Source organism: Natronosalvus caseinilyticus, assembly GCF_017357105.1.
Classification (GTDB): Archaea; Halobacteriota; Halobacteria; order Halobacteriales; family Natrialbaceae; genus Natronosalvus; species Natronosalvus caseinilyticus.
Genome location: NZ_CP071596.1, coordinates 26419 through 49802 on the forward strand (window position 1 = coordinate 26419; position 23384 = coordinate 49802).

Genomic DNA, 23384 nt, shown 5'->3' on the forward strand with positions numbered 1-23384 from the left:
GCTTCTCCTCGATTCCGTGTAAGGTCGGGAAAACGAATCAGGCTTGAGCCAGGTCCTCGAACGCCGCCGCCGATGTCCTGGTCCCCTTCGCGATCAGCACGTCGCCCGCCTGGAGGCTCGCGTCGGCGTCCCCGACCAGCAACCAGCCGTCCTCGGGCCGACGGATGGCGATGATCGACATGGTCGACTCGGTGTCGGGCATCCCGTCGACGATCGACTGGCCGTCCAGCTGGCTCCCCGGCTCGACCTCAAGGCGGGCGATGATCTCGTCGCTCTCCTCGACGGCCATCTGCACGACCGGGTGGACGTCGATTTCGCGAAAGACGCCCTCGGTAATGTCGACGGCGGCGTCGCTGATGACCTCCGTCGCCTTGCTCAGGTGGATCAGGCCGCGCAGTCGAACCGGGTCCGACGCGTCGGCGGCCGCCCGCAGCGCCCACGCCTCGAACCGCGACTCGAGGGCGTCGACCTCGACCTCGAGGTTCTGGACCTCCTCGGCCAGGCCGTCGCTGTCGAAGAGGACGCTGCTGTAGGCCAGGTCGACGGCCAGTTCCGAGAGGTTCTTCATGTGGACGATGGCGTCGACGGCCCGTTCGAGGTCGGGCAAGTCCGGAGATTCGACGACTGGGGGTTCGTGGGGCGTGCCGGTCATGGCCTCACAGACCTCCTCGATTCCGGCGTCGGGTCCGCGCATGAACGCCACGTCCGCGGCTTCGACCGTCGTCTGTGGGCCGGGGTTGAGGATCCACTTGTCGCCGCGCCGAAGCGCGATGACCCGGACGCCCGTCTCGGACTCCATGTTGATGTCCTCGAGGGTTCGCCCGGCGTAGGCCGAGTCGTCGGCGACGACCTCGCGGACGAGCGTCTCGACGGCCTCGGGCAGGGCCGCGCGCATCGCCTCCGGAAGCCCGATGTCCTCCAGCACGACCTTCGCGATGTCGCCGGCGGCGTCGCTGATCTGGTCGGCCGCGGCCACGATGCCCAGCACCGGCGCGAGCTGTTCGGCGTCGTCCGGGTTTCGGGCCGCCATCATGAGGCTCATCCGCCCGCGCATCTCGAGGCGGTCCATGCGCGACTCGAGGCGAAGTACCTCGCGCGCGAGGTCCTCGTTCCGGTGGAGCACGGCGGAGTACGCGAGGTCGATCAGCAGTTCGGCCGTGTCTTTCATCTCGATCAACACGTCCTTGACGCTGATCGGCTCGTACTCGATGGGCGTCGACGGCGCCTCGTCCGCGAGCGGGTCCATACCCGAACTCAGCCACCGCGTGGAAAAAAGCGTTTCCCGCCCGCAGTCGCGGCGGTCGGCCATGACTGAGACGCGATCGATGACTCGAGCGGCTGAGTGGGCGATCCCGCTCGGCGAGGGATTCGATCGACCGCCACTCGGTGTTCGTTCGCGTCCTGTCTATCAGAGTGATTTTCAATGACTGGCAATCGTAGGCGAATCGCTATTCGGCCACGATGTGCGAGTACAGCACATGCGAGGAAGACAAACGTCAGTCCGTGCCGAAGACGAATCGCGAACCTGGCTCGATCGAGTACGGCGGCGGTCGGCGACGGAGCCACCGGAAGACTCGAGCGGCAAATCCGGCTGGCGGCGGTGGAACTCCATGCGGCCAGGGCAGGACGAGCGAGGGAGCTGGTTCGGTCGCCGGAGTGCGGACTCGGAGACGGTCGACGACGAGTCGGGCAGCTGGCTGAGCCGGGCGCGGGCGAAGTACGGTCTCGGCACGCTGCTCGTCGCCGCCGGGGTCGTCCTCGTTCTCTTCCCGGAGCCCATCACCTCGACGGTCGGCATGGTAATGGTCGGGGCCGGAGTCCTCCTCTGGCTCGCCGGCCTGGTCCGGTGACAGATAGCTAACCCAAGACTCGCGGGGAACGGCCCTCGAGTAACGTCGCGATCATCAGTTCTTTTCGAACGACGAACGTTACCCGAGGGCTGTCGGTCGGAGAGCACCGAGCACGAGACAGTCTGTCTTCCGTGGGCTCCTCGGCCTCGAGGCAACTGGAGGCCCGAGGCGACAGACGCTGGAGACGTCTAAACCGCGAAACGGCCGAATACTCGAACCGGCTCGCACGTACACGAGACAGAAAGGCGACTGTCTCACCGTCACACACATCCGACACGGTTTTTGCCGGGGGGCGGGAATCGACGCCCAATGCTCGACCGGACGATCCTGCGCGAGGACCCCGAGGCGGTCCGCACGGCCCTCGAGAACCGGGGGACCGACGTCGACCTCGAGGCAATCCTGGAGGCCGACGAGGAGTGGCGCGACCTGAAAGCCCGCGGCGATGACCTTCGCCACCAGCGAAACGAGGTGAGTTCGAAGATCGGCGAACTGAAACAGGCCGGCGAGGACGAAGCGGCCGAGGACGCCATCGAGCGCTCGCAGTCGCTCAAGGCCGAGATCGAGGAAGTCGAGAATCGGGCGACCGACCTCGAGGCCGACCTCGAGGAGCGTATGCTCGAGTTACCGCAGATTCCCGACGAGAGCGTCCCCGTCGGCGCGGACGAGGACGAGAACGTCGAGCGCCGTCGGTGGGGCTTCGACGACCTGCGCGACCTGCCCGCAGACGTGACGCCCCACTACGACCTCGGCGAGGATCTAGACGTCATCGACGAAGCCCGGGCCGCCAAGACCACCGGCGCCGGCTTTTACTTCCTCAAGGGCGACGGCGCCCGCCTCGAGCACGCGCTGATCCAGTTCATGCTCGAGATTCACCGCGAGCAGGGGTACGTCGACCTCCTGCCCCCGGTCCCGGTCTCGAGCGAATCGATGCGCGGGACGGGCCAGTTCCCCAAGTTCGTCGACGACGCCTACCGACTCGGCGGCAGCAACGAGGACCCCTACGACGACGAGGATCTCTGGCTCTGTCCCACCGCGGAGGTCCCCGTCACCAACATGTACGCCGACGAGATCCTCCTGAGGGACGACCTCCCGTTGAAACATCAGGCGGTCACGCCGAACTTCCGACGGGAAGCCGGCGAACACGGGACCGAAACGCGGGGCATCGTTCGCGTCCACCAGTTCAACAAGGTCGAGCTGGTCAACTTCGTCGAACCCGAAAAGAGTGACGACCGCCTCGAGGACCTCGTGGGCGAGGCCGCGGCGGTGCTCGAGCGACTGGGGCTCCCCTACCGCATCCTCGAACTCTGTACCGGCGACCTGACGTTCGCGAGCGCGAAGACCTACGACATCGAGGTCTGGGCGCCCGGCGACGACATGGACGACGGTCCCGAGGAGGGTGGCCGGTGGCTCGAGGTCTCGAGCGCGTCGAACTTCGAGGATTTCCAGGCCCGCCGGGCCGGCCTTCGATACCGGCCCGAGCGCCACGAGTCGGCCGAATATCTCCACACGCTCAACGCCTCTGGGCTGGCGCTGCCGCGCGTGATGGTGGCGATCCTCGAGTATTATCAGAACGAAGACGGTACCGTCACCGTCCCCGAGGCGCTCCGGCCGTACATGGGCGGCCAGGAAGTCATCGAGGGCCACGAGAAAGTCGGCGAGAGCGCGCTGGGCGCGGGCGAACGGGAGTAAAATCAGGATCGAGACTTCGTTTTCAACAGGACCGCGAGTCGACGCTCGTCTCGAGCACGTCCAGGTCGTCGTCCAGCCGGACGGTCATCACGTCCTCGCCGGCGGGCATCCGGACCTCGAGTCGGTACGGGTCGCGAGCCACGACGCGGGTGAACTCGTCGCTGACACACCACGGGAGCGTCCAGTAGGGGCGCTCGTCGAGGTTGATCCCGCGTTCGCGATGGAAGGTCACGACTGCCGAGTGATCGAGCAGGCGGAGGCCGGCCGCCGAACAGAGGGTGTGCCCGCACTGGACACACTCGTGGTCGACGCGGACGTCGACGCCGAGACAGCACGATCCTTCCTCGACGACGTGCGTTTCCATGCGGCCGCTGCACTCCGGGCAGACGCCGTCAGCGGCCAGACAGTGCAGGTGGCGCACCCGGTTGTCGAACGCCTCGGCGACCTCCTCGTGGGTCCGATCGGCGAGGCCGCCCGGCGGGAAGGAGTACTCGCCGTGGCGCTGGCCGCAGTCGGCACACTCGATGGCCAGTCGTTCGTCCTCGTAGACGCCCTGAAGCGGGCCGCCGCAGGTGACGCAACCGCCCTGTACGGGGAAGGGCTCGAGGTCGGGGTGTTCGTTGAACGTGCCGGCGATCACAGATCTAACGACCTTCTCGCCGGCGTGTTTGAAGTCGTAGCCGCCGTCTCGCTGGACCACGAACTGGCCCGAGAGTTTCTGGAGGTGGTAGTTGAACTGCGCCGAATCTCGCATGTCGACCGCTCGACGGAGGTCCGAAAACGACACCGGGCGTTCGTCGGCGGCCCACAGTGCCTCAAGGATCGAGAGGCGCGTCTCGTTGCCGATGAGGGCGAAGGCCTCAGCCGGGCCGAGACAGTCCGTGCACTCGAGGATCGTGGAGTCGCTCGAGACCTCGGGTTTGCTCATATCGGATGATCGACCAGGAACGACTAAAACGTTCGCTGAATTCGGTTTTTGTAAGGAATCGGATAGTTGTCGCCATCGTGCTCGCCAAACCTGCTGTGCCTGCCGTGCTCGTCGTGCCCGTCGCTCCGGCCATACCCACCGCATCTACCGCGCCCACCACACCTAGCGCACTCGTCGCTCCCGAACGCACCTCGAGCAATCGAACCGAACGCGAGCCGCTCGAACCGTGTCGAGGGATCGGGTCGCACACTCGCCATCGCCCGACGAGGCGAGGCTGGCAGGGACTGGCGCACGCACCTGCAGAACAGTAGGTTTATCAATCGCAGGGCGGAAGCCCTAGTAGAATTACTTACCGTCTTATGGCAGGAAATGGACAACCGGAGGTGAACATCGGACTCGTCGGCCACGTCGATCACGGCAAGACGACGCTGGTGCAGGCCCTGAGCGGCTCGTGGACCGACCAGCACTCAGAGGAGATGAAACGCGGCATCTCTATCAGGCTGGGATACGCGGACGCGACGTTCCGTCGCTGTCCCGGGGTCGACGAACCCGAATGTTTCACCGTCGAAGAGGAGTGTCCGGACGGCTCCGAAAGCGAGCCCGTCCGGACCGTGTCGTTCGTCGACGCCCCGGGGCACGAGACCCTGATGGCGACGATGTTGTCGGGAGCCTCGCTGATGGACGGTGCCGTGCTCGTCGTCTCGGCCTCCGAGCCCGTGCCACAGCCCCAGACCGAGGAGCACCTGATGGCACTCGACATCATCGGCATCGAGAACATCGTCATCGCCCAGAACAAGGTCGACCTGGTCGACGCCGAAACCGCCCGCGACAACTACCAGCAGATCAAAGAGTTCGTCGCGGGAACGGTCGCTGAGGACGCTCCCATCGTCCCCCTCTCCGCGGGCCAGGAGGTCAACATCGACTACCTCATCGGCGCGATCGAGGAGGAGATCCCGACACCCGAGCGCGACCCCGACGTCGACCCCCGGATGCACGTCGCCCGGAGCTTCGACATCAACAAACCCGGGACGACCTACGAGAACATCACCGGCGGCGTCCTCGGCGGCAGTCTCGTCGCCGGGCAACTCGACGTCGGCGACGAACTCGAGGTCCGTCCCGGCCGACAGGTCGAGGAGGGCGGCCAGTCCGAGTACGTCCCGATCGAGACGACGGTCCGCTCGCTGCAGGCGGCCGGACAGTCCGTCGACACGGCGACGCCGGGCGGTCTGCTCGGCGTCGGCACCGGACTGGACCCGGCGCTGACGAAGGGCGACGCCCTCGCGGGCCGCATTGCCGGTCCGCCGGGATCGCTCCCGCCGACCTGGGAACAGTTCACCATGAGCGTCGACCTGCTTGAGCGCGTCGTTGGCGCCGAGGGGAGCGAGACCATCGACCCGATCAGCACGGGCGAACCGCTGATGATGACCGTCGGCACCTCGACGACCGTCGGCGCCGTCACCAGCGCCCGCGAGGGCGAGTGCGAGGTTAACCTCCAGCGGCCCGTCTGTGCCGAACCCGGTGCGAAAATCGCCATCAATCGCCGGATCGGCGCCCGCTGGCGCCTGATCGGCCTCGGCACGCTCCAGGAATAGTCCGGAGAGATGACCACGACGGTAGTCCTCGACACGAGCGCGCTCATGATGCCGGTCGAACTCGACGTGCGCCTGTTCGACGAACTCGACCGCGTCGTCGGTTCGTACGAGCCGACGACGCCCCAGCCGGTTCTCGAGGAACTCAGGCGCCTGTCCGAGCGGGGCGGCGAGGAAGGCACCGCGGCGACGGTCGGTCACGACCTCGCGACCGAGCGCTGTCTCGTGGTCGACACCGAGGAATCGTACGCCGACGACGCGCTGGTCGAACTCGCTCGCGAAGGTGTCGCCGACTACGTCGTCACGAACGACCTCGCGCTTCGCGACCGGGTCCTCGAGACAGGGATACCGGTAATTGCATTACGCGGGAGAAACAAGTTAGCAACCACTCAACCATAGATGTACAAACGGGTCAAACTAAAGGATACAGTAGAAGTGCCCCCGGAAGCCCTCGGCGACGTCTCGCCGGGGCTCGTGAAGCAACTGCTCCAAGACAAACTCGAGGGACGGATGGACGAGGAAGTCGGCAGCGTCGTCTCCATCACCGAGGTCCACGACATCGGTGAAGGGACGGTCCTGCCCAACCGACCCGGCGTCTACTACGAGGCGGAGTTCGACGCGGTCACCTTCGACCCGCAGATGCAGGAGGTCGTCGACGGGACCATCGTCGAGGTCGTCGAGTTCGGTGCCTTCGTCGGCATCGGCCCCGTGGACGGACTGCTCCACGTCTCCCAGATCTCCGACGAGTACCTCGCGTTCGACCGGGAGAACCAGCGACTGGCCTCGAGCGAGTCCGACCGAGCCATCGGCGTCGACGACGCCGTCCGGGCACGCATCGTGACGAAGAGCATCGACGAACGAAACCCGCGCGACTCGAAGATCGGTCTCACGGCCAAACAGCCCGGCCTGGGCAAACACGGCTGGCTGACCGAGGAGTTCGAGCAGCGCGAAGAAGTCACGGCGGGTGAATAATCGTGGCATCGAACCGCCTCGTCTGTCGCGAGTGCCACCTCGTCAATCCGGCCGACGCCACCACCTGCGAGTCCTGTGCCTCCTCCTCGCTCACCGAGGACTGGGCCGGTTACGTCGTCATCGCCCACCCCGAACAGAGCGAGATTGCGACGGAGATGCAGGTCACCGAACCGGGCTCGTACGCCCTCAAGGTTCGGTAGACGATTTCGTGAACGTAACTCGACAGCCGTGACTCGAGACGATGCGGACACGGACGTGGACGGAGACGCAGATGGCATCGACCCCAGCGACGATGACGATCAGCCCCTGCTCTCGCTCCCCGAATCGCTTCGCCACGAACTCAAGGACCCGATGGGGCCCATCGAGACCGACGCCGGAATCTTGCTCGAGGCCGTCGACGGCCCGTTGATCGCCGTCGGCGACGTCGTGACCTACCACCTCCTGCAGGCTGGACGCACGCCGGACGTCGCCCTAATCGACGGCTACACCAAGCGAGAGACCGTCGACGCGGAGATCGAGCGCGTCGTCAGCGACGAACGAGCCGAGGACGACCACACCATCCTCGAGGTCGCGAACCCGCCTGCCGTGTTGACCCGATCGCTGCTCGAGGCGCTGGTCGAGGGCCTCGAGCGACCGGACCCGGTGACCATCGTCGTCGACGGCGAGGAGGACCTGGCCGTCCTCCCCGCCCTGCTCGCGGCACCCGAGGGTGCAAGCATCGTCTACGGCCAGCCCGACGTGGGGATGGTTCACGTCACCGTCGACGCGGAAACGCGAGCGAGTGCGCGAGACCTGCTCGAGCGATTCGACGGCGACGTCGAGCGAGCGCTGGCATTACTCGAGGCGTGAGCGGCGCCAGTTCTCGCCACGAGACGGCCTTCGTGAAGCTATTTACCGTCGGCTGAGTACGTCCCGGGTATGTACGACTTCGCCGTCGTCGGCGTCGGCCCGGCTGGGGCGCGCTTCGCCCGGCGTGCCGCCGAATCGGGGTACGACGTCGTCGCCTTCGAGCAGGGTCGGATCGGCGAGCCACTCGCGTGTTCCGGGCACGTCAGCACCGACGTCTGGTCGTTCACCGGCGACGGCGCACGCGAGGAACTCCTTCAGAACGAGGTATACGGCGCCAGATTTCACGTCGGGGGTCCCCACGAGGTCGACGGTACCGGACGCGACAGCTACCAGTTCTACAAGCGCGAGGTCGTCTCGAACGTGATCGACCGGGTCGGCCTCGATCGCCACCTCGCCGATCTCGCTCGCGAGGCCGGCGCCAACGTTCGAGACGGGCACACCGTGACGGCCGTCGACGAGCGCGAGGAGTCCGTCGAGCTGACGGTCAAAGGTCCCGACGGCACCGAGACCGTCGAGGCGAAGATGGTCGCCGGCTGCGACGGTCCTCGCTCGCGAGTCCGGGAGGCACTCTCGCTTCCCGAACCCGACGAGTTGCTCCACGGCGTGCTCGCCTTCTCCGCGGAGGACGACCCCGGCGACTTCGTCGACGTCCACCTCACGGCGCCGACGTTCTTCGCGTGGCGCATTCCACGCGCCGACGCTGGCGTCGAGTACGGCCTGGCCGCGTCGCCGGGCGTCCACGTCAACCGTCACTTCGAGGAGCTGATCGACGGCTACGACGTCGAGGTCTCACACCGTTGCTCGGGACTGATCCCCATCGGGCCGCCGGATCGAGTCACGAGTCGCCGGGGCTTTCTCGTCGGCGACGCGGCGGCCCAGACCAAACCCTTCACCGGCGGCGGCATCCTCTACGGAATGACCTGCGCGGACCACGCCGCCGACCGGATCGATCCCGACCGCCCGGCGAGCCTCGCTGCCTACGAACACGCCTGGCGAGGCGACCTCGAGCGCGAGATCGAACTCGGTCACTGGCTCCGGCGAGCGTACTCGCTCCCCGAACCGGTACAGCGCCTCGGCCTGGCGGCGACGGCTGGCGAGATCGGCGTCCACATGGATCGACCGACGTCGGTCGCCAGCCTCGAGCATCTGAAGGCGATGCTCTCTGGAGGGAGTCAGTAGCGCACGCGGATCGTCGGCGACAGGCAAAGTGGAGGAAGCGAAAAAACGGGGACGTATACGAGGCCTTACTCGACGACGACGGCGCCTTTCATGCCCATGCTGACGTGAGGCGAGCAGTGGTAGGTGTAGGTTCCCGTCTCGTCGAAGGTGTGTTCGAAGGTTTCGCCCTCGTCGCCGTACATCTCGCTCTCGAAGCTGCCGTCCTCGGCGACCACGTCGTGGCTGCCGCCAGCGCCGGTCCACTCCCAGACGACGGTCGTTCCCGAGTCGACGACGATCGCCGCGGGGCCGTACGCGAAGCCGTCCGAGCCGGCACCGACGTCGACGGTGACCTCGGACTCGCCGGTGTGGTCCTCGACGCCGTCGTAGTTGTTGGCGTCGTCGAGGTAGCCGTCGAAGTCGTAGTCGCCGCCACCGTTGCCGTCGCCGTTTCCGTTTCCGTTCCCGCTGTTGTCGCTACTCGACTCGTCTTCCTCGACGCAACCGGCCACGAGAGCCAGCGCCAGTGTTCCGCCCGATACCTGCAAGAACGTCCGTCGACTGCTAGTGTGTGAAGTCATTGTTCGTCGCTATCAGAGCGTATGTCCGGGTAATGGGTCAGTTGCTCGGTCATTACCAATCGCCGGGAATATAGTCGAACATATTCGCCACATATACCCCGCGGCCTTCCATCGACGGCTGATGGGCCAGCGATCGAACGAGCAACGGACCGGACTGACCGAGAGTAAAGGGTTTTCACCCTCGAGCGGCTATCTCGAGTAATGCTTCGGTGGATCCTCGCGCTGTTGCTCATTCCGTTTCTCGACGCCGTGTTGCTCGCCGTCGTCGTGAGTCAGACGACGTACATCGGCTGGATCGGAATGGTCGCCCTCGTCGTCCTCACCGGTCTGGTCGGCATGTTACTCGTGCGCGCCGAAGGCCGCAGAACCCTCCGGAAGACCCAGCGGTCGCTCGCGGAGGGCAAGCCGCCGACCAACCAGCTCCTCGACGGGGCCCTGTTGATCGCCGCCGGCGCGTTCTTGCTCACCCCTGGACTGGTGACCGACCTCATCGGCTTCCTGTTCGTGATTCCGCTCACGCGGGTGCCGATTCGCGCCGCGCTCAAGCGGTTCGTCATCGTCCCGTACCTCGACAAGAAGAGCGACGGGTTCGCCAGCGGCGTTGCCTGGACGGGCGGGTTCCCTAGAGAGGGATCGACTGGCATCTCGTGGTCCAGCGGCTCTGGGGTGGACGTGGGGGCCGGGACTGGAACTGGAACTGGAACCGAAACTCGCAGCGACGACGCCACGACGGTCGACCTCGACGAGGACGACTACTCGGTCGATACCCGCTCGAGCAGTCGCCAAACCGACTCGAGCGGTCGCCACGTGGGGTTCGACGACGAGGGAGATGACCGGGGCGATCGCGACGACCCCTCCGCTCGCTAGCGGTTCTCACGGCCCACAGAGAAAGAAACGTTTAAACGTCCCTCCGCGCAACTCACTGATGCGACGCGGGCCAATAGCTCAATCAGGTTGAGCGCCACTCTGATAAGGTGGAGGCTCTCGGTTCAAATCCGAGTTGGCCCATGTTCTCGCCGCGAGCAAATTCGCGAGCGGCGGGTACTGGATCCTGCTCGGATTTGAATGACGCGAGTCGCAGGCCCGGGAAACGAGCGAAGCGAGCGACCCGGAACGTCTCGAGGGGGTTCAAATCCGAGTTGGCCCACTCTTCTCAGCGACCAATTTCGTGAGCCGAGAGTACGTGCTGCCGTGAGGGTCTTTCGTACGCACCAGCGACCGGGTGATAGCCCAGCGAGTGGTTTCCGTCGTTCGCAACTGGGCATTACTCGAGGAGAAGTTTCAGAATTCGTGGCGGAGTCGAAGAATTTTACTCTCCCTTCTTCGGTCCCACCGTGCGGGCTGAAGCGGTCGCAGTCGGCTCCTCGAGGCGCAGGTATAACGGAACGCACGGTTACCGGTTCGAGCCGTCGAGGAACGATGGTCCCCGTTTTTATCGCGCAACGGTCTGGATAGGAAGATGATTCCGAACCTCCACGCCTGGTGCACGGTACCACGTGAAAGCTCCACAAATCGCGCTTCACCGTCTATCGAGGCAGCGTTCGATTCACGGCACGGGGGTCGCTTCGAGCGATGAAGCGACTTGTGGCGGCGCTTTTCGTCGGTATGGTCGTGACCGGGCTGATCGTCGGTGCCTCCGGACTGACGCTCGGGAGCGTTCCGCTCGCCGGTCCAGGAGACGGCGAGACGCGACCCGAATTCCCCGCTGGTGGCGATACAATCGACGTCTCGGAGGACGGTGTCGAACTCGTCGAGTTCGACGAGACGCACTCGGGCGCACGACAGGACAGGGAGACCGCCCAGTCCGAGCGAGAGGCGGCCGAGGAGGGTGCCGAGCGAGGGATCGAACTCGCCCAGGCACAGGGTGTGAACGTCACTCAGGAGCAGCGAGAGGCTACGACATCTGCGGCCGTCAAAGCCGCCGAACAGTACCAGGACGCGACCGTCGAGCAGATTCAGCGCGCCGCAACGGGGGCGGTTCACGGCGCGTTGCTCCAGCATCAGGCGGTCAACGTTACGCAGTTACAGTCGGCCGTGACCGGCAGCGCGGACGGTGCGCTGAGCCAGCACCAGTCGGCCAACGTGACGCAGATGCAGAACGCGGCGTGGGGTGGGGCCCACGGCGCGCTCGACCAGTACCAGTCGGTGACGGTCGAGCAGATCCAGTACGCGGCCCGCGGCGCCGCGGCAGGCGCCGCACGCGAGGCCGGCGAGAAGGAGGTCGGTCACGTCGGCGTGATACAGGAGGCGGCCCAGGGTGCGGCCCACGGGGCGCTCGAGGCCACGAAGAAGCAGAAGCACCCCTCCCGACAGCACGTCGTCCAGCGCCAAGAGATAACCGTCGAGCAAATTCAACACGCGGCGGCGGGGGCGGCGGCAGGTGTCGTCGACGGGCATCAGGAACAGCGCGTCAGGGTCGAGCAGCGACAGCACGCGACGATCAAGCAGGTCCAGACGGCCGCATTGGGCGCCGCGAAGGGCGCGCTCGTCCAGAAACAACGGGTCAGCGTCGAGCAGACGCAGGTCGCCGCACGCGGCGCTGCGAAGGGTGCGCTGTCGATTACACAAATCCAGCGGGTAGAGATCACGCAGATCCAGGCGGCCGCGACCGGTGCCGCGACGGGCGCGATCTACCAGAGCCAGGAGGCGACGATCGAACAGATCCAGGCGGCGGCGATCGGCGCAGCGAGGGGAACGATCGTCCAGAAACAGGCAGTCCACGTGACGCAGATCCAGTACGCCGCTCGCGGCGCCGCGATGGGTGCCGTCGAATCCGCGATCCAGTACCAGAGCGTCACCGTGGCGCAGATCCAGGCCGCGGCGATGGGGGCCGGGAAAGGCGCCGTCGAACAGACCCAGTCGGTGCGCGTACAGCAGGTACAGTCGATCGCCCGCGGCGCGACGAAGGGCGTCCTGTCGGTCGCCCAGGAACAGCGCGTGACGATCCTTCAGATACAGAAGGCGGCCGAAGTAACGTGTCAGTCGGTCTCGAAGGAGGTCCAGACCCAGCGGGTCACCGTCGAGCAGGTTCAGCGGATCAGCGAACGTACTGCCATGGACACGACCCAGCAGACGGTCGATGATGACCTCAACCGCGAGGTCGACATCCGCGAGCGCGCGGAGGCGAGCGCGGTCGATAGAACCGCCGAAGAAGAGCCTGCGGAGGGGGAGGCGACAGTGAGCACCATCGGTCAGACGATCGACGGGGAGACGGTCACGATCGACGATGTGACGCTCTCGGAGGGCGGGTTCGTCGCCGTTCACGACGCAAGGTGGTTGGAAGGCGAACGCGCCGACAGCGTGATCGGCGTCTCCGAGTACCTCGAGCCCGGCGAGCACGAATCGGTGACCGTTACCCTGTTCGAGGACGCTCCAGGGGCCGAGTACGAAGTCGACGCGCTCGAGGCAGGCGAGCACTCGCTCTTCGTCGTCCCGTATCGCGACGGCGACGACGACCAGGAGTTCGATTGGATCGACACCGACGACGGGGCAGATCCGCCGTACGTCCGGCAGGGCGGCGAACCGGTGGTGGCATCGATCGAGGCGACGGTCGCCGAGGAACGGTCCGCCGACCTCGAGGTCACTGACCAGGCCGGGGACGGGGAAACGGTGACCGTCGAGCGCGCGACGGCAAACGTCGAGTTCTACGTCGAGGCGAGCAACGGCGACCGGGTCGTTCAGAGCGAGGGCTTCGGGGCGAACGAGACCGCCGCCAATCTGACGCTCGACCTGGACCCGCCGCTCGGGGAGGCTACCGACCTCGAGGTGACGATCCGTGCCGTCGAGGACGGTGAGGGACTCGAGTCGGCGGAACTCGAATACGAAGTCGACGCCGCCGTCGCCGATGAACCGGCGGAGGCGACGGCGAGCCTGAACGTTTCAGACCAGACCGGCGACGGGGGGACCCTCGTCGTCGAAAACGTCACGGCAACCGTCGACTTCTTCGTCGAGGGTCGTTACGACGATGAGGTAGTGCAAAGCGAATCGTTCGACGCCGACGAGGTCGTCGAGAACCTGACGCTCGAACTCGAACCGCCCCTCGAGGAGACCAGCGACGTCGAGGTCGCCGTCAGAGCCGATGACGACGATTCGGAACTGACGGTTCAGACGATCGAGTACGTTCTCGAGGTCCCGGTGGCATTCCTCGATTGTACCACGCTCGAGGTCCGGGACGCGGCCGCGTTTGATGGGGCCTCGCTACGCGTTTCGTATCTGGAGGGCCCCTTCACAGGCGACGAGATCGATCTCGAGAGCGACGACCTCGCGGAGACGGTCGACGGCTCGATCGAAGACGGGGCCGTCCTCTCGACGGCCGATCTGTACCCCTTCAGCGAGTTCACCCACTACGTCGAGTTCGCGTCCTTCGCCGAAGCCGACGACGAGAACGTCGTCGAGAATCCGAACCCGGCGACCGTCGAGGACTGTCAGGAGCTCGGCTTCGGCGAGCGTCCGACCGCCGACGTCGCGTTCGCCGACCAGGAGACCGACGGAACGAGCGCGACCGTCGACGCCGTGTCCCTCTCGGAAGGCGGCTTCGTCGCCCTCTACGAGGCGGGAGCGCCGGTCGAGAACGAGACCGTTCTCGGCGTCTCCGAGTACCTCGAGCCCGGCGAGCACGAGAACGTCACCGTCGACATCGAGGAATCGATCGACGAGGACCGGACGCTCGTCACGGTCGTCCACCGCGACCTGACCGGCGACGGCCAGTTTACGTTCGAGAGCGTCGAGACGATCGGCGTCCACGACGGCCCCTACCTCGACGAGGACGGCGATCCCGTCGCCGACGAGGCCGAGCTCCTCCTCTCGGCCGAGTTCGCCGTCTCGATCGCCGACGCGCCCGAAACCGTCGAGTCCGACCAGCCGATCGAACTATCCGTCGAGGTGGAGAATCGCGGCGCCGGCCCCGGCGAGGCGCCCGTGGTGATCGACGTCGGCGCGCAGGAGGCGGTCGTCGGCGAGTCCGTCGCTCTCTCGCCCGGCGAGACGACGACGCTCACGGTGGCCGTCGACCCACCGGCAGACGCCGTCGGCGAACTCGAGCTGACAGTTCGCGTCGACGACCCAGACGTGGCCGCGCCCGAGGAGGGAAGCGATTCGGTGACCGTCACCGTCGAGGAGGCCGGCGAACCGGCGTTCGAGGTGACGGCCCTCGACGCGCCCGAAACCGTCGAGGCGGGCGAGTTCATCGAGGTCGCTGCGGAGGTAACGAACGTCGGCGAGGCCCCCGGTGAAGCCGAAGTGGTGTTCGACATCGGCGGCTTCGACGCCGCTACCGATTTCGTCTCGCTCTCTCCCGACGAAACGGCGACGCTCGTCGTCACCGTCGAGACCGGCCCGGGCGACGTCGGCGACCTCGAGATCGGGGTTCGCACGGCCGACGACCGGACGTCGACGACCGTCGAGGTGATCGGGTCTTCGAACGAGGACGACCAGCAGGGCGCTCGAGCGGGACCGACGGCTGGGACGAATCCGGCAGTCTCGGCGTCCGCGTACGTACCGAGCTATCTGATCTCGGTCGATCGAGTGGACTCGTAGCCGCCCGAAACCACCGGTCGTAGCGCTCGAGGGACGTCAATGCTCGATCGATCTTATGATTTTACCGAATTGTGCAGAGACAGCGACCGTCGTGTCCGCTTACGGTGCGCCTGTAACAACCATCAGCGAATCGTCCGCGGTAAACTCGAGTTCGCGCGTCGTCTCTGGATCGACGCGAACGGCGTCACCGGACGCGAGGTCCACCTGGTTGCCGTCGATCTGGATGGTCGCCGCGCCCTCGAGCAACAGGTACACTTCCTCCTGGCCGTCGTCCTCGTGATCGTGTTCCAGGCCGTCCCAGCCCTCGTCGGCTTCGATGACGGTTAGCCCGTGGGTCTCGCAGTCGAGGGCGTCCCGAAGGAAGGACATACCCGGCACGCGCGGTTCGACATCCTCGTACGAGATTGCGTCGTACCCCGTGACATCCTCCTCGCCGTTGACGGCGAGGCTTCCCACGCATGGGGAATACCAGTTAGTCGTCGTCTCCAGAACCTTCGATTCTGGTGGGCTGCACGAGACTCTTAGTCTCGTGAACGCTGGCAGAGGGTTTCGACTCTTCGTAGGCCGTGAGCGTCATCTGCGCTGGTATGCTCTGCTCACAGTGAGTCGTGGCGGTGTCACAACCGCGCCCGTCCCGAGGCGAGTCATCGCGCTCCGCCTTGTCAAGCGGGACGCTCTCTCCCCACGGGTCAACCCGCCGTGCGATATTCGCGGAAGCGTTGATGTCGGCCTGAAACGTCGAAACGTGGCAGTCGTCGTGCGGACACCGGAACTCGGCCTGGGAGTCCCGCCGACCGATACGGTGGCACGAGTGGCACGTCTTCGAGGTGTACGCCGGATTCACGTACTCGACTGGGATGCCTGCTTCCGTCGCCTTGTCCTCGATACGCCCTTGCAGTCGGGCGAACGCCCACGAGTGAAGCCGACGGTTCATGTACTTCCCGTAGTCGAGCCGTTCGCGGATGTACGTCAAGTCCTCCATCACCAACACCGGGCTCTCGAACTGTTTGGCGTACTCGACGGCCTGTCGAGACGCCTTTTCCACGATGTCGGTGAGCGCGTTCTGGTAATGTGAGGAGCGGTCGTCGGTACGCCACTCGGATGTGTCACGCTCTTGGAGGCGTTTCAGGGTGGTGTGCATCGCTTTGCGGAGATGCTTTGCTCTGCTTCCGCTACGCACGAACGGGTCAGTTGGAGAACCGTCCTTGAGGGCACAGCCCGTGATGAGGGCAGTCTCTCCGATGTCTAAGCCGATGTGCGTGGCGTCACCGTCCGTCGCTGGTTCTTTGACCAGGTACTCGACGGTGACGTGCAGTACCCAGCTCTTCCGATGCTTCTGAAGCCGTATCTCGCCCGCCCTTCGCGTCCTCCGATACGAGGGCGTGCCAGAGGTCCTCCTGTTCAGGGTTGATGCGAAGCGGAATCCAAAAGTACGTTCCCCGACCGGGACGGGGAACCCACCACGTGAACTCGTAGTGACGTTCTTCGGAGTGGTCGAACGTCGCGGCTTGGTTCGTGAGGCGTATCGGGTGTTCGTCGTCCAATTCCTTCGCGTTGTACGTCTTGTGGAGTTTCGGGACGTAGTTGCAGAGGGCGGCTTTGGCCTGATACGGCAGGTCGTAGGGCGTCACGATGTCACTCACCGCCGACATGGTACTCGCCCCAGCGTCGAACGCCTCTTGCAGACCGTCACGATACGTGTTGAGCAGGTCGTTGAGTTTCGACTGCTTGTGCGTGGTCGGTGGGGAAAACGTCGCTTGAAGCGTCTTAGTTATCGTCGTCACTGGCGTCTAACCCTTTCTCGATTAGTTCGGCGTAGGCACGAGGATGTCGGATGCCATTGTCGCGGGCGTACTCTTTCACCCGCTCGTGGAGGTCGTTCCCTCGCTCCATATCGATTTCAGTTCGCACAACTCTTTGAACGTTTTCTTGGTGCTAATAACTTCTGTTTGGAATTCAGGCTGCTGTAAACGGTGGGTTGCGTAGTCAAGTGACGCGATTCACGCCCGCTGTGAACGGCGGGATTCTCTCGCTGTTCAAAGATAGGAGAATTCTCGCACTCGTCGCCTATGAAACCACGCGAAGCGGAACGTGACTGCCGACACCCGTTATTCTGGGGACGGAGCGACGAACTGCCCGTCGTCGAACTCGAGTGGCGCCGGTTCCGAAACGACGCGAAGATCCGCCCGGTCCCGCGCGGCGTCGACGAGCGGACTCGAGGCGTAACACCGCTTCAGGCGCATCGTGTCCGTCACCCTGAGAACGCGAGCGTCTTCACCTGGAACGGGGCCGATGGTGCCGAGGGCGGCCACGAGTCCCGCGCGATCGGTTTCGACCACCGGCGGGAGGCGAACTCCGCGCACCGTGCTCGCGGTGATGGCGTTGATGAGGGACTTCGACCAGTCGAGTTCGGCGAGTACGTCGCGATGGGCGACGTCCGCCTGGCCCATCCCCATCGCGTTCCCCTTCGTCTTCTCGGTGAGGCCGCGAGCGAAGACGCGCTTGATCTCGGGCGAGTCCGGTTCGGGTTCGTTGATCGTGAAGTGGCGCCGACCCGTGACGTTGGGATCCATCCCCTGGCCGCTGACGTCCTTGCCGAGTCGATCGACGACGAGGACGTCCAGTTCGTCGAACGGCAGCGTCGGCATGCGCTCCCGGGCGAGGTCGAGGAGGTCGGCCTCTCGAGTCAGAAATCCTTCCGGCGGGACGCCCTCGACGAGCGTGGTGTCGTCGTGCTGGTCTTCGACGACTGCAACACCGCCGGCGACCGGCAGCGTCCGGAGCAACTGGTCGGCGATCTCGGGAATCATGTTGCTGAGACTCCACTCGACCGCCCAGTCGTGGGCGAGTTTCGCGCCGCGCTGTTTCCCCATCCCGATGACGAGCATCTTCGAGAGGCCGCTCTCGACGTCACCGCTGAAGCCGGTGTGGGGCTTGATCCGGTTTATCGGCACGATGGCGTCCGCCTCGACCGCATACGCGTCGGCGTACACTGGCACCCCGCGATCCGGCGTCTCGCCGACCTGCACGACGTCCATGGTCGCCCGGATCGCACAGCCGATCGACGCCTCGGTGACGCCGAGGGTCTCGAGTTTGTCGCGCTGACCCGCAGCGGTCGCCCCGCCGTGGCTCCCCATCGCGGGAACGACGAAGGGGTCGTACCCGCGGTCCTCGAGCGCGTCGACGACGCCGCGAACGATCTCGGGGAGGTTGTCGATGCCGCGGCTGCCGACGCCGACGGCCACCTCGCCGCCCGCGGGGACGTCCCTGAACTCGAGGGCGGCCACCGCCTCGGCTGCCTCGGCCGCGACGTCTTCGGGCGGGATGGGGTCGGTCTCCCACCGCTGTTCGATGACGCCCATCCGCGGAAGCACGACGTCTCCGCAGGCGTCCTGGACGGTCGACTCGCCAATCGCGAGTTCGTCGATCATGGGCGCGTAGACGGTGGTGACCGTCAAAAGCGTGTGGGCGAGGTGATCGCCGCTTCCTCAGGGCTTTTTTCTCCTGGCCGCGAACGATCGGTGCATGACCGACTCGTTCGACGACGTCGACCTCGAGTTCGTTCCGCTCGGTCGAACCGGCATCCAGACCAGCGAGCTCCAGTTCGGGACCTGGCGTTTCGGCCGGACCACGGAGGAGGGGAACCTCGAGATCACCGAAGAACGCGCCCACGAATTGCTCGACGCCTACGCCGAGGCCGGCGGTCGGTACATCGACACGGCCGACGTCTACGGCGGCGGCGACAGCGAGCGCTGGATCGGCGACTGGCTCGCCGACCGCGACCGCGAGCGCTACACCATCGCCTCGAAGATCTACTGGCAGATCCGCGACGGCGATCCGAACAGCAAGGGGACGAACCGGAAGACCGTCCGGAACCGTATCGACGCGCTCCTGGATCGCCTCGACACCGACTACGTCGACGTCCTCTACATTCACCGCTGGGACGACGCGACCTCGACCCGCGAACTGATGAAGACGCTGAACGGACTCGTCGAGGACGGCAAGGTCCACTACCTCGGCGCGTCGACTCTGCGACCGAACGCCTGGAAGGTCGCTCGGGCGAACGCCATCGCCGACGCCCACGGCTGGGAGCCCTTCACCGTGCTCCAGCCACGGTACAACCTCGTCGATCGGGAGATCGAGGGCGACTACCTCGAGTTCGCCCGACAGCGCGACCTCGCGGTCTGTCCGTGGAGCCCGCTCGGACAGGGCTTCCTGACCGGGAAGTACTCCCGAGAGGAGGACGTCCCGGAGGACTCGAAGTCCGCCGAATCGAGTCGGTTCAGGGACAATTACCTCACCGAGGAGAACTTCGACCTGCACGACGAACTCGACGCGGTCGCCGAGGAGGTCGACGCGTCGCCGGCCCAGGTTGCCCTCGCGTGGCTCTCCCACCGCGACGGCGTCAGCGCACCCATCGTCGGCGCCCGGACGGTCGAGCAACTCGAGGAGAACCTCGCGGCCGCGGCAGTCGACCTCTCCGACGAACAGGTCGAGCGCCTGACGACCGCGAAGGCGGGCCCCTACGAGGGACTGTAACGACCTCGAAGACGCTCACCGACTCGAGTACCGGGCCCTCACGGGCGACCAGTACGGATATTCGACACTGCTGGGATGGCGAGGGCTGACCGTTCGCGATGACAGCGACCGTGACCACGGCGGAAAAGTGGACGTATCCGCAATCTCGAGACGGGCGACGGATTCATACTGTCGTGTCTCCTCACAGACGACAAAATGATGCTGCCGACCCACGCGTTCGCGGGGATGGTGATCGCCCTCCCGTACGCACTCGTGTTCCCCGAATTCGCCCCTGTGGCTCTGCTCGCCGGGTTTCTCGGCGGGGTCGTTCCGGACCTGGATCTGTACACAGGCCACCGGAAGACGCTCCACTACCCGGTGTACTACCCGGGAGCCGCCGCCGTCGCCGTTTCGGTCGCCGCCCTGTGGCCGACGCCTGCCACGACCGCCGTCGCGTGGTTCCTGCTCGGCGCCGCCACCCACAGCGTCGCCGACGTCTTCGGTGGCGGCCTGGAGCTTCGACCGTGGGAAGCCACCTCGAGTCGAGCCGTCTACGACCACCACAACCGCCGGTGGATCGCCCCACGTCGCTGGGTCCGCTACGACGGGTCGCCGGAGGATCTGGCGCTGTCGGTCGCCCTTGCCGTTCCGCTCGTGGTCGCCCTCGAGGGTGCGATCGAGTGGCTCGTGATCGCGTTCCTGGGTATCGCGGTCGCGTACGCGGCCGTTCGACGGATCCTGCCCGCAGTCGCCAGCCGACTGATCGGCGACCTCGTGGTCCCGAACGCCTCGAGTCGCGTCCTGGCGTACGTTCCAGCCCGCTATCTGGATCTCAACGCGGAACGCGGTTCGACGCAGTCTCGGTAGCCTCGAGTAGGGAGCCTCGTTTTCGCTAGAGAAAATATAGCAAGGGCGCGAGATCTCGTAGAAACGACCAAAGAATCATGCCAACTCGGCGTCAGTCTTCAGCGAGGCGTTCGTGATGACCGGGTGGATGACCGTTGCGCTCGTTTCGTTCCAGGTCGGGATCCTCGTCATCTTACTGGAAGCGCTGCGTCGCCAGGACGTCGCCGCCGCCACGAACGCGCTCGTGTCGTTCGCCGTCACACTGGTTCCGGCGGCCGTCGAGTACGTCGCGGAAGCCGGCTTCGACGGATCCATCGCGTTCGGAACGGACCTGCCCCTCTGGGTCGCCGTCGCGGGATTCTTACACGCCGTCGGGATGCTGGGTCCGTACGATTCGGTCTGGTGGTGGGATCACCTCACTCACCTGGTGTCCGCCGCCCTCGTCGCGGCGCTGGTCTACGCCGGATTCCTGGTACTGACCCCTGCGCTCGGGTGGTGGCGAATCGGGCTCCTGACCATCGGCGTCACGTTCATCGTTGGCGTGTTGTGGGAACTGTTCGAACTCCTCGCACGTCGGGTGGGAAATCAGTACGACGTCGAACCCGTCCTCGTCCACTACGGCTGGCGTGATACGGCGTTCGACCTGGTCTTCGACGTGCTCGGGGCGCTACTGGTCGTACTCTTCGATCTGCGAGTGTTCGTATCGGTCGCCGACCGGTCGCTCGAGTCCCAGGGCGTGACGGTGTTAGGAGCCAGCGTACTGGTGTTCGCCGTCGCACTCGTCGTTCTCGGCCTCGACGCACGGAGCGGAGAGTCGTGATCGAGCGCCTAAATTCTGTCCACAGTGACCGAAACGGTCGGACCTCCTACCCCTACCCTTGGCTATGAGTGGCCGGAATCGGCCGGAGACGTGTCGACTACCCGTCTGCCAGCGTGACGGGTCGTGGTGTCGAACGTCGTTCGTCGCTCCTCGGGACCGCGTCCGTCCGATCACCGGACGTCCCACCTCGCTGCTCGGAGACGACGAACTGGACCTCGACGATATTCGTCAACGGCCTCGCGTCACTCGGCAGGTTGACGGGCGAGACGGGATTCGAACCACGTCTGAGAACTTGCTCACTCCGCTCGCAGAACCTCAGTCTGATTCGAATCCGCTGTGCCGTTTCCACTGCTCGCTGACGCTCACAGGAAAACGGGCGAGACGGGATTCGAACCCGCGATCAGAAGGTTAGGAACCTCCTGCCCTCTCCGCTAGGCCACTCGCCCCGAGAAAAATATTAGTTGGCTTCCGTTTCGGTTTCCGTTTCCGTCTCGGTTTCCGTCTCCTCGTCTTCAGCCGTGACGGGCTCCGTGTCGACGAACTCCTCTTCCTCGTCGTCGTAGTTCCCCGTCTCGCGCATTTCCTCGAGTTCTTTCTCGACCTTTTCCTGACCCTTCTTGAACTCCCCCATGGCCTCTCCGGTCGACCGTGCCAGTTTGGGGATCTTGTTCGCCCCAAAGAGCAAAATGGCGATGAAGAGGATGATCAGGAGTTCCGGACCCCCGGGGACGCCGGGGATGACAAGCGGTGCGATTTCGGCTACCATCTCTGTCCGCAGATTACCCGCTGGCAATTATAACCTTTTTGGACCGGCAAGTGAAGCCACAGAAAGCCACAAAAGGACTCGAGAGGCGCTATACGGCCAGTTCAGTGGGCCCAAATGGGACATCTCCACCGTTGGCTTGCCCGTAGTTGGTATGACCGGTTAATTCCGTCACCTCGGCACCAGCGACGACCGTCGGCCCGGCCGAACGATTCTCACCATCGAGACCACCCCTGCGGGAGCGGCGTGACGCACCGACGTTCGGGACGTCCGCGAGTCAACGACGACCACGAGTCGCCCGTACACGCTGCCAGCGGAGGGCTTTTTTGCCTCCCCGACGACGGCTAGGCTATGACCGATAGCGAACACGTCGAGAGTCCCTCCAATGGCCGCGTCTACGATCCGGACGACGACCACCACTTTCCCGACGAAAAACTGAACGCAGTACTCGAGTTCGTCGAGGCCGACGAGGAAATCCAGACCTACCTCGAGGCCCAGAACGTCAACGCGGTCGACCGCAAACGGTACAACGACCACGGGTCGAAACACATCGAGATCGTTCGAAACCGGGCACTTTGTCTCTACGACCTGCTGAAAGCGGGCGACGTCGACTTCAACGGGGCCAGACAACAGGGCCTCGAGGAGGCCGACGAAGCCGTGATCATCGCGCTGGCGGCCACGCTCCACGACGTCGGTCACGTCGTCCACCGAGCCGACCACGTCTACTACTCGATCCCGCTAGCCGCCGACATTCTCGACCGGATCTTGCCGGAGTTCTACGACGTCGCCGAGCGCGTCCGCGTGAAGGGCGAGGTCCTGCACGCGATTCTCTGTCACCACACGGCCGAAAAGCCCCTGACGACCGAGGCTGGCGTCATCCGGGTTTCTGACGCCCTCGACATGGAACGGGGCCGCTCGCGGATTCCGTACGAACAGGGTGGCCGCGGGATCAACACGCTCTCGAGCCAGGCGATCAGCCGCGTGTCGCTTCACGAGGGCGAATCCAGCCCCGTGATGGTCGAGATCGCGATGACCAACGCCGCCGGCGTCTACCAGGTCGACAACCTGCTAAAGGCCAAGCTCAAGGGCTCGGGCCTCGAGGACGAGATCCGGATCGTCGCCGTGAACACGAACGAGAACCGCGAACAGCTGGTCGAACGCATCGAACTCTGACCGCCAGACTGCCACGAACGAGGGGGGCAGCAACAGACTGATCATCCGGGGTGTCGTTTTCAGGGATCGCTCGCGACCTCGAGTGTTTTCGCCGCCGACAGTCCTCCGTCGGC

Annotated in this window: 22 protein-coding genes and 2 tRNA genes; 15 read left to right on the forward strand and 9 right to left on the reverse strand. The window is 65.3% G+C overall.

What is annotated here, in order from left to right; all coding sequences use genetic code 11:
* Positions 1–37: 37 nt before the first annotated feature.
* Entirely contained in the window at positions 38–1246 is a 1209-nt protein-coding gene (locus J1N60_RS00160) for a potassium channel family protein (protein WP_312909704.1), read from the reverse strand.
* A gap of 232 nt (positions 1247–1478) precedes the next feature.
* Between J1N60_RS00160 and J1N60_RS00165 the strand changes: the two genes are divergently transcribed.
* On the forward strand, positions 1479–1850 hold the full coding sequence (locus J1N60_RS00165) for a hypothetical protein (protein ID WP_312909705.1): 372 nt from the start codon (positions 1479–1481) through the stop codon (positions 1848–1850).
* A 309-nt stretch (positions 1851–2159) separates the two neighbouring features.
* Positions 2160–3539 carry a serine--tRNA ligase gene (serS, locus tag J1N60_RS00170; RefSeq protein ID WP_312909706.1) on the forward strand — a complete coding sequence of 460 codons (1380 nt, stop codon included), beginning with the start codon at positions 2160–2162 and terminating at the stop codon, positions 3537–3539.
* Positions 3540–3561: 22 nt separating this feature from the next.
* On the opposite strand, the gene J1N60_RS00175 is transcribed toward serS, so the two are convergent.
* Entirely contained in the window at positions 3562–4467 is a 906-nt protein-coding gene (locus J1N60_RS00175) for a winged helix-turn-helix domain-containing protein (protein WP_312909707.1), read from the reverse strand.
* Between the two features lie 359 nt (positions 4468–4826).
* Here J1N60_RS00175 and J1N60_RS00180 point away from each other — a divergent pair, with 359 nt between their 5' ends.
* The 6 genes from J1N60_RS00180 (at position 4827) to J1N60_RS00205 (ending at position 9056) form a co-directional block, all read left to right on the forward strand.
* The gene (locus J1N60_RS00180) at positions 4827–6059 is read left to right on the forward strand and encodes a translation initiation factor IF-2 subunit gamma (protein ID WP_312909708.1); all 1233 of its coding nucleotides are present in this window, start codon (positions 4827–4829) and stop codon (positions 6057–6059) included.
* Positions 6060–6068: 9 nt separating this feature from the next.
* Positions 6069–6455: a type II toxin-antitoxin system VapC family toxin gene (locus tag J1N60_RS00185; RefSeq protein WP_312909709.1), complete on the forward strand. Its 387-nt coding sequence runs from the start codon at positions 6069–6071 to the stop codon at positions 6453–6455.
* Complete coding sequence (locus J1N60_RS00190) at positions 6456–7028, forward strand: DNA-directed RNA polymerase (RefSeq protein ID WP_253430163.1); 573 nt, start codon at positions 6456–6458, stop codon at positions 7026–7028.
* A 2-nt stretch (positions 7029–7030) separates the two neighbouring features.
* Complete coding sequence (gene spt4 / locus J1N60_RS00195) at positions 7031–7228, forward strand: transcription elongation factor subunit Spt4 (RefSeq protein WP_253430166.1); 198 nt, start codon at positions 7031–7033, stop codon at positions 7226–7228.
* 28 nt (positions 7229–7256) lie between these two features.
* Positions 7257–7877: a GTP-dependent dephospho-CoA kinase family protein gene (locus J1N60_RS00200; protein WP_425499313.1), complete on the forward strand. Its 621-nt coding sequence runs from the start codon at positions 7257–7259 to the stop codon at positions 7875–7877.
* A gap of 69 nt (positions 7878–7946) precedes the next feature.
* Entirely contained in the window at positions 7947–9056 is a 1110-nt protein-coding gene (locus tag J1N60_RS00205) for a geranylgeranyl reductase family protein (protein ID WP_312909710.1), read from the forward strand.
* 65 nt (positions 9057–9121) lie between these two features.
* Here the strand turns inward: J1N60_RS00205 and J1N60_RS00210 are convergent, their stop codons facing one another.
* Complete coding sequence (locus J1N60_RS00210) at positions 9122–9616, reverse strand: halocyanin domain-containing protein (RefSeq protein WP_312909711.1); 495 nt, start codon at positions 9614–9616, stop codon at positions 9122–9124.
* Positions 9617–9817: 201 nt separating this feature from the next.
* Here J1N60_RS00210 and J1N60_RS00215 point away from each other — a divergent pair, with 201 nt between their 5' ends.
* The 3 genes from J1N60_RS00215 (at position 9818) to J1N60_RS00225 (ending at position 15151) form a co-directional block, all read left to right on the forward strand.
* Positions 9818–10483, forward strand: coding sequence for an FxsA family protein (locus J1N60_RS00215; RefSeq protein WP_312909712.1), 666 nt, complete (start codon positions 9818–9820; stop codon positions 10481–10483).
* Positions 10484–10550: 67 nt separating this feature from the next.
* Positions 10551–10624 (forward strand) — tRNA-Ile (locus tag J1N60_RS00220).
* Between the two features lie 564 nt (positions 10625–11188).
* Positions 11189–15151, forward strand: coding sequence for a DUF7282 domain-containing protein (locus tag J1N60_RS00225; RefSeq protein WP_312909713.1), 3963 nt, complete (start codon positions 11189–11191; stop codon positions 15149–15151).
* A gap of 99 nt (positions 15152–15250) precedes the next feature.
* On the opposite strand, the gene J1N60_RS00230 is transcribed toward J1N60_RS00225, so the two are convergent.
* From J1N60_RS00230 to J1N60_RS00245, 4 genes are all read right to left on the reverse strand, one after another.
* A complete protein-coding gene (locus J1N60_RS00230) occupies positions 15251–15607 on the reverse strand; it encodes a cupin domain-containing protein (RefSeq protein WP_312909714.1) in 357 nt (118 codons plus the stop codon).
* Between the two features lie 16 nt (positions 15608–15623).
* On the reverse strand, positions 15624–16760 hold the full coding sequence (locus J1N60_RS00235; protein ID WP_312912626.1) for an RNA-guided endonuclease TnpB family protein: 1137 nt from the start codon (positions 16758–16760) through the stop codon (positions 15624–15626).
* 158 nt (positions 16761–16918) lie between these two features.
* Positions 16919–17044, reverse strand: a complete 126-nt coding sequence (locus tag J1N60_RS00240) for a hypothetical protein (RefSeq protein WP_312909716.1) — start codon at positions 17042–17044, stop codon at positions 16919–16921.
* A gap of 215 nt (positions 17045–17259) precedes the next feature.
* Positions 17260–18582 carry a nickel pincer cofactor-dependent isomerase, group 22 gene (locus J1N60_RS00245; RefSeq protein WP_312909717.1) on the reverse strand — a complete coding sequence of 441 codons (1323 nt, stop codon included), beginning with the start codon at positions 18580–18582 and terminating at the stop codon, positions 17260–17262.
* A gap of 94 nt (positions 18583–18676) precedes the next feature.
* Here J1N60_RS00245 and J1N60_RS00250 point away from each other — a divergent pair, with 94 nt between their 5' ends.
* From J1N60_RS00250 to J1N60_RS00260, 3 genes are all read left to right on the forward strand, one after another.
* Positions 18677–19690 (forward strand): aldo/keto reductase, encoded by a 1014-nt coding sequence (locus tag J1N60_RS00250; protein ID WP_312909718.1) that lies wholly within the window; start codon positions 18677–18679, stop codon positions 19688–19690.
* A gap of 195 nt (positions 19691–19885) precedes the next feature.
* Positions 19886–20536: a metal-dependent hydrolase gene (locus J1N60_RS00255; protein ID WP_312909719.1), complete on the forward strand. Its 651-nt coding sequence runs from the start codon at positions 19886–19888 to the stop codon at positions 20534–20536.
* Between the two features lie 115 nt (positions 20537–20651).
* Positions 20652–21335 carry a DUF2238 domain-containing protein gene (locus J1N60_RS00260; RefSeq protein ID WP_312909720.1) on the forward strand — a complete coding sequence of 228 codons (684 nt, stop codon included), beginning with the start codon at positions 20652–20654 and terminating at the stop codon, positions 21333–21335.
* Between the two features lie 373 nt (positions 21336–21708).
* On the opposite strand, the gene J1N60_RS00265 is transcribed toward J1N60_RS00260, so the two are convergent.
* Together J1N60_RS00265 and tatA are read right to left on the reverse strand one after the other, a co-directional pair.
* Positions 21709–21781 (reverse strand) — tRNA-Arg (locus J1N60_RS00265).
* 11 nt (positions 21782–21792) lie between these two features.
* The gene (tatA, locus tag J1N60_RS00270) at positions 21793–22101 is read right to left on the reverse strand and encodes a twin-arginine translocase TatA/TatE family subunit (protein WP_312909721.1); all 309 of its coding nucleotides are present in this window, start codon (positions 22099–22101) and stop codon (positions 21793–21795) included.
* Between the two features lie 348 nt (positions 22102–22449).
* Between tatA and J1N60_RS00275 the strand changes: the two genes are divergently transcribed.
* On the forward strand, positions 22450–23271 hold the full coding sequence (locus tag J1N60_RS00275) for an HD domain-containing protein (protein WP_312909722.1): 822 nt from the start codon (positions 22450–22452) through the stop codon (positions 23269–23271).
* The last annotated feature ends 113 nt before the right edge of the window (positions 23272–23384 follow it).